Source organism: Oxalobacter vibrioformis, from assembly GCF_027118995.1.
Classification (GTDB): Bacteria; Pseudomonadota; Gammaproteobacteria; order Burkholderiales; family Burkholderiaceae_D; genus Oxalobacter; species Oxalobacter vibrioformis.
In genome coordinates, this window is sequence record NZ_CP098242.1 from 1,085,960 (window position 1) to 1,098,966 (window position 13,007).

A 13,007-nucleotide genomic window follows, 5' to 3' on the forward strand; every position below is an offset into this window, starting at 1 on the left:
GGACGAAAATCCGGTGCCTGGAAAACAGGAAAGGATTATCTGATGCGATATGTCAATCTCGGAAAAACGGGGCTTCGCGTTTCCCCGATCTGTCTTGGCATGATGACCTATGGTTCGCCAAAGTGGCGGCCCTGGGTGCTGGACGAAGAGGCGTCACGTCCCTTTATCCGGCAGGCTGTCGAAGCGGGTATCAATTTCTTTGATACCGCCAACATGTATTCCAATGGGGTTTCGGAAGAATTGACCGGCAAACTGCTGAAAGAATATGCGAAACGGGAAGAAGTGGTTATCGCCACGAAAGTTTTCTTTCATGTTTCGGATACCGATGTCAGCTACGATGCAGCTTCTGCCAAACGCTCCGCCATTCCCCCCAACACCAGCGGCCTTTCCCGCAAACATATTTTTGATGCCGTGGACGCTTCACTGAAACGTCTGGGAACCGATTATATCGACCTGTACCAGATTCATCGCTGGGACCGGGCCACTCCTATCGAGGAAACCATGGAAGCACTCCATGACCTCGTTAAATCAGGCAAAGTCCGATATATCGGTGCATCCAGCATGTGGGCATGGCAATTTGCCAAGGCGCAGCAGGTTGCCAGAGAAAACAACTGGACCCGGTTTGTGTCAATGCAGAACCACTACAACCTGATGTATCGCGAGGAAGAACGCGAAATGATTCCGTTGTGTCAGGATCAGGGGGTCGCCCTCATCCCCTGGAGCCCGCTGGCCCGCGGTTTTCTGGCAGGCAACCGCAAGCCTGAAGACCTGGAGGAAAATGGCAGCGGTGCGGCAACGGTGCGCGCAAAAACGGATGAAATGGCCTTGCGCTATTTTTATAACGATGCGGCATTCAAGATCGTCAATACCCTGACACGGGTTGCCCAGGCCAAGGGATTGTCCAATGCACAGGTTGCCTATGCCTGGCTGCGGCACAAAGGGGTAACGGCTCCGATTGTCGGCACCTCGAAAATGGCGCAGCTGGAAGAAGCCATTGCCTCTACCACGGTTTCCCTCACTGCAGAAGAAATTGAGGAACTGGAAAAACCTTATGTTCCCGGTCCGATTCTGGGGCATGTCTGAAAAATAACACACCGAACCAAAAAGGGCAGAGAAATTCTCTGCCCTTTTTGGTTTTCTCCTTTTTTCCTAAGACTTTGCCTTTGTCTTTTTGGCTGCCGCTTTTGCCGGTGCTTTCGTGGCAGCGGTTTTTTTCGCTGCCGTCTTGCCTGCCACCGCCTTTTTGGCCGGTGCGGCTTTTTTCGTTACGGTTTTTTCGGCAACCGCCTTTTGGGGTGGCGCCTTTTTCACTGCAGCTTTTTTGGCCGCCGGTTTAGCCGCCGCTTTTTCCGAAGCGGCTGCCGATGTCTTTTTCGGTGCGGCTGCGGCTTTCTTTTCCTCAAATTTGAATTCAACCTTGCCGGCCTTGCCCAATGCCAGATAGGCCTTGAATGGACGGCGCGTCCGCTGTGAGACAAAACCTGTCAGGAGATCGGTTGATCCATCTTTCAGGAGTTTTTTCATCTGCTCCGGTGAAATTTCCTGTTGCAGCACAATCCGTCCGCTACGGAAATCACAGGCCTTCGGTCTGGCAACCGTTTGTTCACAGACATACGACAGTGGCATCTCAAACACACCGTGCGCGCATTTCGGACAAGGCCCCAACGGGGTTTGGTCACTGAAATCCACGGTGGCACCTTCATCGTCATCCTTCGGTTGCCCGAAATCAAATTCCAGCTTGTAATGCCCTTCATCATCATGCGTGATCTTGAGGATGGCATTGAAAGGACGGCCCATTTTGGAACGGAATCCCTGCAATGGCCCGATCTGGCCTTTCTGCAGCAATTCTTCCACTTCATCTACGGCAAACTGGCGGCTGCCTGGCGTCTTGGTAATGGAAAAATCACAGCTTGTGCAGGCAAAGCGGCGATAGTTTTCCTTGATAACGCCACTGCATTGCGGACAAGGCGTCTTCAGCGTGGCATAGTCACCGGGAATCGTTTCTTCATCGTACTCCTTGGCACGCTTGACGATGGCCTGGGTCATCTGCGCGATTTCCTGCATGAATTCCTCGCGGCTGATATCACCCTTTTCCATCTGTGAAAGCTTGTATTCCCATTCACCGGTCAATTCCGGCTTGGTCAGTTCCTTAATACCCAGCCCCTGCAAAAGCGTCATCAGTTGGAAAGCCTTAGGCGTCGGGATCAGTTCACGCCCCTCCCTCAACAGGTATTTTTCTGTCAGCAGACCTTCGATAATGGCGGCACGGGTTGCCGGTGTGCCCAGCCCTTTTCCAACCATTGCCTCGCGCAATTCATCATCAAGCAATTTGCCGGCGCCCTCCATGGCTGAAAGCAGCGTTGCCTCGGTATAGCGTGCAGGCGGGCGGGTAGCCAGCGCCTCTGCCAGGACTTTTTCGGTCCGTACTTTTTCGCCCTGTGAGACAGGAACCAGAATCCTGCTTTTTTCCCCTTCCTTGTCGGTCGGGACATCCTTGCCATAAATGGCCAGCCAGCCGGGATTGGTCATCACCCTGCCTTCACTTCGGAACTTGTGGCCGGACACTTCGGTAAAACGGGTGGTGACCATAAACTCGGCCGCCGGAAAAAAGACCGCCATAAACCGCCGGGTAACCAGCTCATACAGCCGCTGCTCTGCCTCAGACAGGTTTTTGGGGGCCTGTGTCGTCGGAATAATGGCAAAGTGATCCGATATCTTCTTGTTGTCAAAAATCCGCTTGTTTGGCTTGACCCATTTGCTTTTCAGAATCTGGGCAGCATAAGGCTTGAACTGCGGACTTTCCGACAGTGCGCCCAAAATCTCCTGCGTCATCGGCAGATAGTCTTCCGGCAGATGTCTTGAATCCGTTCTCGGATAAGTGAGTACTTTGTGACGTTCATAAAGCGCCTGCGCAATAGCCAGGGTATTTTTGGCAGAAAAACCAAAACGCGCATTCGCTTCCCGCTGCAGGCTGGTCAGATCAAAAAGTGCCGGAGAAATGGAAGTGGTTGGCCGTGACTCCTCCGTTACCTTGCCGGGTTTTCCCTGGCAGGCAATCACGATCGAGTCCGCAGCTGCCTTGCTCCACAGACGCTCAGGCCTTAACTCAGTATCCTCTTCTTTTTTCTTGAATTTGGGATCAAACCAGCGGCCTTCATAAATGCCCTTGGCACTGATGAATTCGGCGTGGACTTCCCAATAATCGCGTGAGACAAAATTCTTGATCTTTTCTTCGCGCTTGGCAACGATGGACAATGTCGGTGTCTGAACCCGGCCAACCGTTGTCAGGAAAAAACCGCCTTCCTGCGAATTAAAGGCTGTCATGGCGCGGGTGCCGTTAATGCCGATCAGCCAGTCCGCTTCCGAACGGCTGCGGGCCGCGTTGGCAAGCGGCTGCATCTCGGCATCACTGCGCAGATGCTTGAAACCATCCCGGATGGCTTTGGGCGTCATGGACTGAAGCCACAAGCGCTTGACCGGCTGCTTGGCTTTTGTGTACTGGGTAATGAGACGGAAAATCAGTTCACCTTCCCGCCCCGCGTCACAGGCATTGATGATGCCGGTAATGTCCTTGCGCTTGATTAAACGGTTCAGCAGCTTCAAGCGGGGTTCTGTGCGCGCAATAGGGTGCAGGTCAAATTCGGGCGGGATCACCGGCAGGTTGGCAAAGCTCCATTTTCCGCGCTTGACCTCATATTGTTCCGGCGCAGCGATCTCCACCAGATGGCCAACGGCCGATGTGATCACGTAGTCATCTGACTCAAAATAGTCGTTGTGCTTGGTAAAACCACCCAGACTCTTTGCAATATCGTTTGCAACAGAGGGTTTTTCAGCAATGATGAGCGTTTTTCCCATAAGTCGTTTCAGTGGGTTGTGATTGATCGGATGTCAGCCTGTTACAGGCCAATGTATTTTCTCTGTCTCAATGAGACAAATGGAACAGCTTTTCATTATTGAAAAAAATCATATCAGATTCAGGAAATGTCGGATTTCGTCCTTCACTCCACAAAACCATCAGGACCAGTATCTTGAATTTCTCAAACGGCAGTGGCAATTCCTCAGCTGTCATGGCGCTTTCCACAATGATTTCGCGCTGCAGCGGCTCAATAATTCCGGCATGTTCAAGATACTGGATAAAACCGATCGCTTCCGGCCCCAGGATCAGCAATTCCGGTTCCGCATAGATTCGCATACTGGATGGAAAGGTATCCGGGCACACCCCTGACTGGTCGAATTCGCCAACGGTTCTGGCCAATGCATCCAGCCAGCCAAGCGCTTCGGAAATCTCGTTTTCCCGAAAACCGGCAGCACTCAGCATCTGCGCCAGCTCGGGCTGCTCCGGGCACGCATCAAACTGGCTGTAGGTTTGGTAAAGCCAGACCAGGACATCGAACATGTTTATCCAGTTGAGAAAAAATTTATCAATATGCCCGTATTGAAACACAGTCCTGCACCTTTTTGGAACCTGTTACCCAAAATTTTTTAATTTGCAAGGCGACGATACCTCCCTCCCGGCAACAGTTCAACTAAGCCATCCATTTCCATTTCAAGCAAAATGGCATTGAGTACTGCAATATCCATCTCCAGACGTTCGCACAGGCGGTCCGGATCCACCGGATCAAAACCCAGCGCTGACAGGATACGTTCGGCGTCCTCATCCATTTCCGCCTCATCCATCCTGTCGGCTTTTTCGACCAGATCAGCCACCAGCGCATCCAGTGGCGGCAATTCTTCCATGATATCCTGTGCGGTCTCAACCAGCTTTGCGCCCTGCCGGATAAGCTGGTGACACCCCCGCGAAAGCGGGGAATGAATGGAGCCCGGAATGGCAAAAACATCCCGCCCCTGCTCAGCCGCAACATGGGCCGTAATCAATGAACCGGACCGGGCTGCTGCCTCAACAACCAGCACACCCCGTGACAGGCCGCTGATAATCCGGTTCCGTCTGGGGAAATTGGATGCCAGCGCCGCCATACCCAGGGGATATTCACTGATCATGCAGCCTTCCTGGGCTATCCGGCGCGCCAGCACCTGGTTTCGCGAAGGATAAATGATGTCCGCGCCGGTACCAATGACCGCAATGGTTGATGCCGGTGAAGCCAGACCGCCGGCATGGGCTGCGGCATCGATACCCAGTGCCATGCCGGAAATAATGGTCCAGCCGGCATGGCCAAGCGTCTCGGCAAACTTTTCCGCATCGCGACAACCCTGACGGGAAGCATTACGGCTGCCGACAATGGCAATTGCCGGCTTGAAAAGGAGTTCGATCCTGCCTTTCACATACAGCATGACAGGCGGATCAGGTATTTCCAGCAGGGCGGGCGGATAATCCGGATCAGCCAGTGTCAGGATCCGGTTGCCCGGTTCTCCCATCCACCGGACGGTTTTTTCAATCTGTGCCTGCATGTCATCGGTTGGCGGCAACAGCAGCAGATGCGCCGTTTTCCCGGGAACCACGCTCTCAAGATGCTTGAGTGATGCCGAAAAAACATCCTGTGGCATACCGAAAACCGACAACAGGTTTCTTGCGGTACCCGAACCGATTCCCTCTGTCCCCAGCAAGCGGATCCATGAAGCGAGTTCTTCCCTTGATAATTTCGTCTTCTGCATCCCATCCTGTCCTGTATGAATTACCGGCTTTTCGAAAGCCGCCCGAATCAGGCGCAACAAAGCAGAAAAAGAGCAGCTGTGCTACACTCATCCCTCGTTTAAACAGAGAAACCGCATTGGCAATCCGCCTGACCCATCAACTATTGCGTTAATTCTGCCGACAATTACCCGATAGGGCAAGCGCTTTACTGACTACGGCTTTACCAGGAAGTATGTCTCTTTTACCCATTCTGCGTTATCCTGACCCGCGTCTGAACAAGGTTGCCGAACCGGTCACGGTTTTTGACGAGCAACTCAAAACACTCGTTGCCGACATGGCCCAAACCATGTATGACGCCCCCGGTATCGGCCTTGCCGCACCGCAGGTTGATGTGCACAGGCAGGTTATCGTGATTGATATTTCCGAGGATCGTAATACACTTCAGGTATTCATCAATCCGGAGATTGTCACTGCCAGTGCGGAAAAAGCGCCCTATGATGAAGGCTGCCTGTCTGTTCCCGGCATTTATGAAGAAGTGGAGCGTCCGGCCCGTGTGACCGTCCGTGCCCAGGACGTTAACGGTAAATTTTTCGATATTCAGGCTGAAGGGCTGATGGCTGTCTGCCTTCAGCACGAAATAGACCATCTGAAAGGCTTCATGTTTGTTGATTATCTCTCCCAACTGAAGCGTAATCGCATCAAAACCAGGATGCTGAAAGAAGAACGCGAGAAAAAGCGTGAAAAAACCAGTCAATCAGGGAAAAAAAGATGAGGGTAGCGTTTGCCGGCACACCTGAATTTGCCGCCATGGCACTTGAGTCGCTGCTTGAGGCCGGGCATGATGTCCCTCTCGTGTTAACCCAGCCGGACCGTCCGGCAGGCCGCGGGATGCAATTACAGATATCCGCTGTCAAGCAACTGGCCTTGAAAAATGCCATTCCGGTCTTGCAGCCGCTTTCCCTGCGATTGAACGGCACGCACGCCGAAGCGGCCAGAGAAACGATTCACCTGCTTGAAGCGGCCAGGCCTGATGTGATGGTTGTGGTCGCCTATGGGCTTATCCTGCCGGCGGAATTTCTCCATATCCCGGCCTTTGGCTGCCTGAATATTCACGCTTCCCTGTTACCAAGATGGCGGGGCGCGGCCCCCATACAACGTGCCATTGAGGCAGGTGACAAAAAAACCGGCATTACGATCATGCAAATGGATGAGGGTCTGGATACCGGTCCCATTCTGATGCAGGAAGAACTGCCTATTCTTCCTGGTGATACCGCGTCCTCCATGCATGACAAACTGGCTATCCTGGGCGGCAATACCATCTGCTGTGCCTTGAAAATGCTGAAAAGAAAAGGCGCACTTCGCAGCCGTCCCCAGGAAGAAAGCCTCGCAAGCTATGCGCCAAAGCTCATGAAGGATGAGGCAATACTGGATTTTTCATTGCCCGCAGAAACGATTGCCAATAAAATCCGCGCTTTCAATCCCTTTCCCGGCACCCAGGCAACTTTCGGGGAGACGTCCCTGAAAATATGGAAAGCCGACGCACTGCCGGAAACCTCGCCGCAACACGCCGGCAGCATCATTGCCGCAGATATCGGGAACGGCATCATGGTGGCCTGTGGCAGCGGGGTCCTGCGCATCACGGAAATACAGAAACCGGGAAGCAAACGACTGCCGGCATCCGAATTCATCAAGGGATTTTCGCTGGATAACGGGCGTTTCTCCTGAGTGCCGGCCATTTACAGAGACGGCTGCCTCCCGTCATAATCCTGCCCATACCGGTATGACCATTTTCCAGCTGATTTATTTTTATTGGCTCACGCTATGAAATTTGAACATCTTGTCGAAATAAACGATCCCCAAGACCCGCGAATTGAGCCGCTGACCCGTCCCCAGTTGTGGCGCGGACTGGTCCTGCGCGCAGAAGAACCAACGCTTTTCATCCCCCATCTGGATTCCTGCACGATTGTCGAACGTACGGAAAATGTCGTTTCCCGCTGCCTGGATTTTGGCAACCTGATTGTCAATGATCATGTGCATTACACGATCGAAAGCCATGTCCATTTTTTTATCCCCGAGCAGGGCGAGATACTGGCTTCCACGCTTGAAATGGCCATTGAAGAACCACAACCGGGCCGGCTTTTCGTCCGTTTCACTTATGAGGACACGTCCCCGGAAGAAGGGCCTGAAGCGTTTTATAACGATTTCAGGCGCTCAGCCTATCGTGAGGCGGATATTGATACGATCCGCATCATCCGCCAGATGGCATCACAGGGGCGCCTTGGCGACCCTGAAAAAGAAAATGATGTGCCGGAATAATGAAAGCGCCGTCCACCGTCAGTTGGGCCTAAAGAATATCAAGCGGCATCTTGCGTGTCGGGGGCGGAAAGATGACATCCAGTTTCGCCAGGGTTTCCGGACTGAGAGTAATATCCCATGCTTTCCGGTTACCTTCGATCCGTGCAATATTGGAGGATTTGGGAATCGGTACCACACCCTGATGCAAAAGCCATGAAAGCGCCAGCTGTGCCGGCGTAATGGATAACGCCGTTGCCAAACGCTGCAGTTCCTGATTACGCAAAAGGCGGGTCTGGTACAGGGGCGAATAGGCCATGACCGGAATATTTTTCTCCCGCTGCCATGGCAACAAGTCCCATTCGATTCCGCGTGATGCCAGATTATAGAGCACCTGGTTGGCGCTGTTTTGTCCCTCATCCACCCTGGCCGCCTCTTCCATATCTGCCAGATCAAAATTGGATACGCCAAAAGCACGGATCTTGCCGGCTTTTTCCAGTTCGCGAAATGCCTCAAATGTCTCTTCAAGGGGATAACTTCCGCGCCAATGCAACAGGTACAGATCAAGATGATCCGTTTTCAGCCGTTTCAGGCTGCGCTCGCATGCCGCAATGGTGCCCTGCCGGCTGGCATTGCTCGGCAATACCTTACTGGCAAGGAAAACTTCGCTGCGTTTGCCGGCAATCGCTTCCGCAACCACCTCCTCGGCGCCGCCATTGGCATACATTTCTGCCGTATCAATCAGTGTCATGCCAAGCGCAATGCCATGGGACAGGGCTTCGATCTCTTCTTTTCTCGCCATCGATGATTCGCCCATAAACCAGGTGCCCAGGCCAAGGGTCGGCATGACAACACCATTGGGCAGGGTTATTTCATGTTGATGCATAATATGCTTTCCGAAAAGCGCTGTTTAAAGTTTGCCACGGTTATTTTCACAACCGCCTGGCCGATTTTTATTTATTATTACACCGGTATCAGACTTCAACAAGCAGCAGTGTCGAAAGCCATCACCTGTTGCGGATTTTTCCGAAAAAAGCATGGGATCACCCGATTTATCCGTCACAGCGAACCAAAAAGCACCGTCATCTGTTCCGCCAATAACCGGCCGTGTGCCTTTCATCACACGTTTCGGACTGGCCATGAAACGGCACCCCGGACGAATTGCTCTCATCCAGTGGGGCATGGTTGGCCTCTATCTGTTTTTACTGTTCGCTCCCCTTGTTTTTCCCGTGCCGGGTGATAACCCCTTTTTCTGGGCGGATCTTCAGCGCTTTTCCGTTTTTGTTTTCTGGGGGTTCGGCTGGCCGCTGATCATGCTTTCCACCATGCTCTTCGGCCGTATCTGGTGTGGTATTTTCTGTCCGGAAGGGGCACTGACAGAAGCCATCAGCCGTCATGGGAAAAAACGCTCAATCCCGCGATGGATACGCTGGCCGGGATGGCCGGGTATCACGCTCATCTTTTATATCCTTGTCCTTTTTCTTTCAGGCGCAACCCGTCATCATGGATCAATCGTCATTGTGCTGGGTTCCCTTACCTTTTTCGCCCTCCTGACCGGATTTTTATTCGGAAACGGCAGGCGGGTGTGGTGCATGTATCTGTGTCCATCCAATGCCATACTTGCCTTTTTAGCCAGGCTTTCCCCTTTTTATTTTCGTGTTGATCCTGAAAAATGGGATGCCTGGCAGGGTCCTGTCGAACGGATCAACTGCGCTCCGCTTATCAACATCAAACAGATGCAGAGCGCGTCCGCATGTCATGCCTGTGGACGTTGCAGCGGTTACCGTGGTGCCGTAGAACTGGTAATAAGGAAAATGGATCATGAAATCCTTTCTGCGGTCTCGAGCAAGACCTCTACCGTGCAGGCGTTAACGCTGCTTTTCGGCATGATCGGCATCAGTACGGCAACGCTGGCCTTTTCCAGGCAGGCGTTTGGAAATCTGACGGACACGAGCATGCTGCTCACGCTAGGCCTCATTTCGGGCAGTGGCATCTTGCTGGGTGGTGTTTTATGGGGATTGATGTGGCTGGCATACCGAATAACCCGCCCTTTTTCCGTTTCATGGCAACAACTCTCGCTGGGGCTGACGCCGCTGGCAGGCATCGGGCTCTTTACGGGATTTTCCAGGCTGTTTCCGGACTTTATAGAACCTGCCCACTGGGCAGGGCAGGTTTTTTTCCTGCTGCAACTGCTGTTGCTTGCCAGTGCCTTTCTGTTTTCCTTCTGGCTGGGGTACCGCCTGATTGTTCAAAAGAAGACGTTCCGTCATCTTATTGCCCTGACAACTTACGCACTTGCCCTCAGTATGCTGGGTGCCACCTGGACAGGGATACTTCTGACATAAAAAAACCCGGCGCGAAGCCGGGTTTTTTTATGCAGGAATGCCTATTCTATTTCCGCAACATCGGTTATGTTCTGTTGCGACTCGGAAGATTTCGGCTCACTGGTGAAATCCAGTTTGATCTGCTCATCATCGTCCAGATCAACAATCACGGTGCCACCGGAAACCAGCCGTCCGAACAGCAGTTCATCCGCAAGCGCGCGACGGATCAGGTCCTGGATCAGGCGCAGCATGGGGCGTGCGCCCATCATTGGATCGAACCCTTTCTTCGCCAGATATTTCCTCAGTTTGTCCGTGAAGACAGCCTCGACTTTTTTCTCATGCAGTTGCTCTTCCAGTTGGATGAGAAATTTGTCGACAACCCGCAGGATGATTTCCTCATCCAGCGCCTTGAAGCTGATCATGGCATCAAGCCGGTTACGGAATTCCGGGGTAAACATCCGCTTGATATCCACCATTTCATCACCAGCCTGTTTCTGGTTGGTGAACCCCATGCTGGATTTCTGCAGGCTTTCCGCACCGGCATTCGTTGTCATGATAATGATGGTATTGCGGAAGTCTGCCCTGCGACCGTTATTGTCGGTCAGACTACCATGATCCATCACCTGGAGCAGCACACTGAAAATATCCGGATGGGCTTTTTCAATTTCATCCAGCAGCAAAACCGCATGCAGCTTTTTGGTGATGGCTTCTGTCAGAAGCCCGCCCTGGTCAAATCCCACATAGCCGGGAGGTGCGCCAATCATGCGGCTGACGGCATGGCGCTCCATATATTCAGACATATCAAAACGAACAAGGTCGATGCCCAGGACAAACGCAAGCTGCTTTGCCACCTCTGTTTTACCGACGCCGGTCGGGCCGGAAAAGAGGAAGGCGCCGATCGGTTTATCCGTCTTGCCCAGGCCGGCACGCGCCATCTTGATACTGGCGGCCAAGGCGTCAATGGCATCATCCTGACCGAATACCACATTTTTCAGGTCACGATCCAGGTTCTGAAGCTTGCTTCGATCATCCTGATTGACGGTCTGCGGCGGAATGCGTGCAATCTTGGAAATAATTTCCTCAATCTCGGCTTTGCCGATGGTTTTCTTCTGCTTCGATTTCGGCAAAATACGCTGGGCGGCACCGGCTTCGTCAATCACATCAATCGCCTTGTCCGGCAGATGCCGGTCATTGATGAAACGGGCGGCAAGTTCAGCCGCTGTTGTCAGTGCCGAAGCGGAATAACGCACATTGTGATGGTCCTCAAAGCGGGACTTTAAGCCACGAAGAATCTGCACGGTCTGTTCAATGGTCGGTTCGTTAACATCGATTTTCTGGAAGCGCCTTGCCAGTGCATGGTCTTTTTCAAAGACACCGCGGAATTCACTGAAGGTCGTCGCACCGATACATTTCATCTGCCCATTGGACAATGCCGGCTTTAACAGATTGGACGCATCCAGCGTACCGCCGGATGCCGACCCGGCGCCGATGATCGTGTGGATCTCGTCAATAAAGAGAATCGAGTTGGGATTATCCTTCAACTGCTGGAGAACCGCCTTGAGTCGCTGCTCAAAGTCCCCCCGGTATTTAGTACCGGCTAAAAGGGCGCCCATATCCAGTTCATAAACCACGGCTTCCTGCAGGACTTCAGGCACATCCCCCTGGGTAATGCGCCATGCCAGGCCTTCCGCAATGGCGGTTTTACCGACACCGGCTTCACCGACAAGCAGCGGATTGTTTTTTCTGCGGCGGCAGAGCACCTGGATAACCCGGTCAACCTCATCCTCACGCCCGATAAGCGGATCGATTCTGCCGGAAACTGCCTGTTTGTTCAGGTTTTGCGTATATTGATCAAGTGCCGTTTCTTTTTGCGGCGTTTCAGCGCTTGCCGCCTCTTCTGTGCTTTCAGATGTTTTCGGCAATTCCGGCTGCGGCACTTTTCTCACACCATGGGAAATAAAATTCACCACATCCAGGCGGGTAACCCCCTGCTGGTGGAGGTAGTAAACGGCATGCGAATCCTTTTCGCCGAAAATAGCCACCAGCACATTGGCGCCATTCACCTCTTTTTTGCCATTGGAGGCAGATTGTACATGCATGATCGCGCGCTGGATCACGCGCTGGAAACCCAGTGTCGGCTGTGTATCAACCTCGGCAACACCCGGCACCACCGGTGTGTTGTCTCCGATAAAGTTGGTCAGCATCTTGCGCAGATCATCCAGATTGGCATTGCATGCCTTCAGAACTTCAGACGCTGATGGATTATCCAGGAGCGCCAGAAGCAAATGCTCGACCGTAATAAATTCATAACGTGCCTGCCGGGCCTCGACAAAGGCCATATGCAGGCTGACTTCCAGTTCTTGCGCAATCATACTTCCTCCATTACGCATTGCAGTGGGTGCCCGTGACTCCGGGCATGACTCAATACAAGCTCAACTTTTGTACTGGCAATATCCTTGGGAAAGACGCCACACGTCCCTTTTCCTTCATGGTGTACCTGCAGCATGATTTCGGTTGCTGCGGTACGGTCTTTATGAAAGTACTCCTGGAGTATGATCACGACAAACTCCATAGGGGTAAAATCATCATTCAGGAGCACCACCTGGTATAACGGTGGCGGTTTGGCAAGCAACGTCTCCTGCTCCAGTAATACGCCGTTTTCCTGCTGTGTTCCCATTTTATTAAGTGTAAACTTTACCGCTTTTCAGCCTGTGCGCGAACGCAAAGCGCACTATTGATATTACGCGATTTTTCTTTTTTTTGCTTGTTTCCCGTCGGAAACAGTCTTATTTACACATCAG

Annotated in this window: 12 protein-coding genes; 5 read left to right on the forward strand and 7 right to left on the reverse strand. The window is 52.6% G+C overall.

Features of this window, described 5'->3' with window-relative positions; all coding sequences use genetic code 11:
• Nucleotides 1-42 precede the first annotated feature (42 nt).
• Nucleotides 43-1,083 (forward strand): aldo/keto reductase, encoded by a 1,041-nt coding sequence (locus NB640_RS05420; RefSeq protein ID WP_269310399.1) that lies wholly within the window; start codon nucleotides 43-45, stop codon nucleotides 1,081-1,083.
• 66 nt (nucleotides 1,084-1,149) lie between these two features.
• Here the strand turns inward: NB640_RS05420 and NB640_RS05425 are convergent, their stop codons facing one another.
• From NB640_RS05425 to dprA, 3 genes are all read right to left on the reverse strand, one after another.
• A complete protein-coding gene (locus tag NB640_RS05425; RefSeq protein ID WP_269310184.1) occupies nucleotides 1,150-3,855 on the reverse strand; it encodes a DNA topoisomerase III in 2,706 nt (901 codons plus the stop codon).
• A gap of 67 nt (nucleotides 3,856-3,922) precedes the next feature.
• The gene (locus tag NB640_RS05430; RefSeq protein WP_269310185.1) at nucleotides 3,923-4,396 is read right to left on the reverse strand and encodes a DUF494 family protein; all 474 of its coding nucleotides are present in this window, start codon (nucleotides 4,394-4,396) and stop codon (nucleotides 3,923-3,925) included.
• Between the two features lie 86 nt (nucleotides 4,397-4,482).
• Nucleotides 4,483-5,610, reverse strand: coding sequence for a DNA-processing protein DprA (gene dprA / locus NB640_RS05435; protein WP_269310186.1), 1,128 nt, complete (start codon nucleotides 5,608-5,610; stop codon nucleotides 4,483-4,485).
• A 212-nt stretch (nucleotides 5,611-5,822) separates the two neighbouring features.
• Here dprA and def point away from each other — a divergent pair, with 212 nt between their 5' ends.
• The 3 genes from def to NB640_RS05450 all read left to right on the forward strand — a co-directional run bounded on the left by def (nucleotide 5,823) and on the right by NB640_RS05450 (nucleotide 7,906).
• Nucleotides 5,823-6,362 (forward strand): peptide deformylase, encoded by a 540-nt coding sequence (def, locus tag NB640_RS05440; protein WP_269310187.1) that lies wholly within the window; start codon nucleotides 5,823-5,825, stop codon nucleotides 6,360-6,362.
• Complete coding sequence (gene fmt / locus NB640_RS05445; protein ID WP_269310188.1) at nucleotides 6,359-7,315, forward strand: methionyl-tRNA formyltransferase; 957 nt, start codon at nucleotides 6,359-6,361, stop codon at nucleotides 7,313-7,315. Before def ends, fmt begins: the two co-directional genes overlap by 4 nt.
• A gap of 96 nt (nucleotides 7,316-7,411) precedes the next feature.
• Entirely contained in the window at nucleotides 7,412-7,906 is a 495-nt protein-coding gene (locus NB640_RS05450; protein ID WP_269310189.1) for an SRPBCC family protein, read from the forward strand.
• Between the two features lie 28 nt (nucleotides 7,907-7,934).
• On the opposite strand, the gene NB640_RS05455 is transcribed toward NB640_RS05450, so the two are convergent.
• Together NB640_RS05455 and NB640_RS05460 are read right to left on the reverse strand one after the other, a co-directional pair.
• Nucleotides 7,935-8,768 carry an aldo/keto reductase gene (locus NB640_RS05455; protein WP_269310190.1) on the reverse strand — a complete coding sequence of 278 codons (834 nt, stop codon included), beginning with the start codon at nucleotides 8,766-8,768 and terminating at the stop codon, nucleotides 7,935-7,937.
• A 24-nt stretch (nucleotides 8,769-8,792) separates the two neighbouring features.
• Entirely contained in the window at nucleotides 8,793-9,023 is a 231-nt protein-coding gene (locus NB640_RS05460) for a hypothetical protein (RefSeq protein ID WP_269310191.1), read from the reverse strand.
• On the opposite strand from NB640_RS05460, the gene NB640_RS05465 reads away from it, so the two are divergent.
• A complete protein-coding gene (locus tag NB640_RS05465; protein WP_269310192.1) occupies nucleotides 9,022-10,227 on the forward strand; it encodes a 4Fe-4S binding protein in 1,206 nt (401 codons plus the stop codon). The genes NB640_RS05460 and NB640_RS05465 overlap by 2 nt on opposite strands.
• Before the next feature lie 41 nt (nucleotides 10,228-10,268).
• Here the strand turns inward: NB640_RS05465 and clpA are convergent, their stop codons facing one another.
• Nucleotides 10,269-12,578: an ATP-dependent Clp protease ATP-binding subunit ClpA gene (gene clpA / locus NB640_RS05470; protein ID WP_269310193.1), complete on the reverse strand. Its 2,310-nt coding sequence runs from the start codon at nucleotides 12,576-12,578 to the stop codon at nucleotides 10,269-10,271.
• A complete protein-coding gene (clpS, locus tag NB640_RS05475) occupies nucleotides 12,575-12,883 on the reverse strand; it encodes an ATP-dependent Clp protease adapter ClpS (protein WP_269310194.1) in 309 nt (102 codons plus the stop codon). The genes clpA and clpS overlap by 4 nt, the downstream gene beginning before the upstream one ends.
• Between the last annotated feature and the right edge of the window lie 124 nt (nucleotides 12,884-13,007).

Bases quoted from the DNA above. Each gene is read 5' to 3' on its own strand.
- NB640_RS05450 (WP_269310189.1), top strand. From the start codon at position 7,412: ATGAAATTTGAACATCTTGTCGAAATAAACGATCCCCAAGACCCGCGA.
- fmt (WP_269310188.1), top strand. From the start codon at position 6,359: ATGAGGGTAGCGTTTGCCGGCACACCTGAATTTGCCGCCATGGCACTT.
- clpA (WP_269310193.1), bottom strand. From the start codon at position 12,578: ATGATTGCGCAAGAACTGGAAGTCAGCCTGCATATGGCCTTTGTCGAG.
- NB640_RS05465 (WP_269310192.1), top strand. From the start codon at position 9,022: ATGAAACGGCACCCCGGACGAATTGCTCTCATCCAGTGGGGCATGGTT.
- NB640_RS05455 (WP_269310190.1), bottom strand. From the start codon at position 8,768: ATGCATCAACATGAAATAACCCTGCCCAATGGTGTTGTCATGCCGACC.
- dprA (WP_269310186.1), bottom strand. From the start codon at position 5,610: ATGCAGAAGACGAAATTATCAAGGGAAGAACTCGCTTCATGGATCCGC.
- def (WP_269310187.1), top strand. From the start codon at position 5,823: ATGTCTCTTTTACCCATTCTGCGTTATCCTGACCCGCGTCTGAACAAG.
- NB640_RS05460 (WP_269310191.1), bottom strand. From the start codon at position 9,023: ATGGCCAGTCCGAAACGTGTGATGAAAGGCACACGGCCGGTTATTGGC.
- NB640_RS05420 (WP_269310399.1), top strand. From the start codon at position 43: ATGCGATATGTCAATCTCGGAAAAACGGGGCTTCGCGTTTCCCCGATC.
- NB640_RS05425 (WP_269310184.1), bottom strand. From the start codon at position 3,855: ATGGGAAAAACGCTCATCATTGCTGAAAAACCCTCTGTTGCAAACGAT.
- NB640_RS05430 (WP_269310185.1), bottom strand. From the start codon at position 4,396: ATGTTCGATGTCCTGGTCTGGCTTTACCAAACCTACAGCCAGTTTGAT.
- clpS (WP_269310194.1), bottom strand. From the start codon at position 12,883: ATGGGAACACAGCAGGAAAACGGCGTATTACTGGAGCAGGAGACGTTG.